Source organism: uncultured Maribacter sp. (assembly GCF_947500405.1).
In the GTDB taxonomy this organism is placed as follows: domain Bacteria; phylum Bacteroidota; class Bacteroidia; order Flavobacteriales; family Flavobacteriaceae; genus Maribacter_B.
The window spans coordinates 1-785 of record NZ_CANMRY010000065.1 but is presented as its reverse complement, the minus strand read 5'-3'; the positions used below and the strand labels follow the sequence as shown (position 1 = coordinate 785).

The following is a 785-nucleotide window of genomic DNA, read 5'->3' as shown; positions in this document are numbered from 1 at the left end:
ATTTTGAACTTAAATTTGTAGCTTAGACTAACTAAAAAAAAAGCAACGTTTGTTGCGTTAGAACCTTGAATGCAGCCATTGAGAAAACTGAAATCCATATTGATAATTGTATTTTTTGCCTTGACAAATGTTGTATTTAGTCAAGTTAGTGGAACAATATTAATGGACTCATTATCATTGCCTGGAGCTGAAATTAAATTTAAAGAGTCTGACAAGATAGTAATGGCGGACTTTGACGGAAATTTTGTTTTGCCTTTAGAATCTGAAATTAAAAATAACAGTTTAATAATCTCTTATGCTGGATTATACATAGAAATTAAAAATATTGAATTCAGTAATGGGAAATTAGATATTGGAGAATTTGAAATCCCGTATTTTAAGGATATTTCAATAATGGAATTCGAACAACTTTCGGAATCGGAAAAAGAAAACTGTCTACCGACTTATTGTTGGGGACAATTGTTGGGTTACTTTTCAACTAACAAACTTGAAAAAGAATATCTGACTCTGAATTGCGAAGAAAAAATCACGGAATTTGAATTTAATCAGACAACTAAAACAATAACTGTTGATTGGAATAAAATAAAAGGATGTGAATAAAAAACGGTGTACAACAATGTATAACCGCAATTACGGCGGATTCGACTACGTCCGAATCCACTCGGAATTGCTAAAGCCGGTGCTAAACCGAAAAGCCTGCGTATATTAACCCGTAACTGACGGTTATACGAGACCGTTACCCTTAATGGCTGACCTGAAAAATTCTGACTAAATTTAATATCCTA

1 protein-coding gene is annotated in these 785 nt (G+C 32.6%); it reads left to right on the top strand.

Annotated elements, in window-relative coordinates; genetic code table 11:
- Nucleotides 1–78 precede the first annotated feature (78 nt).
- A complete protein-coding gene (locus Q0945_RS16010; protein WP_299436681.1) occupies nt 79–600 on the top strand; it encodes a hypothetical protein in 522 nt (173 codons plus the stop codon).
- Nucleotides 601–785: the final 185 nt, after the last annotated feature.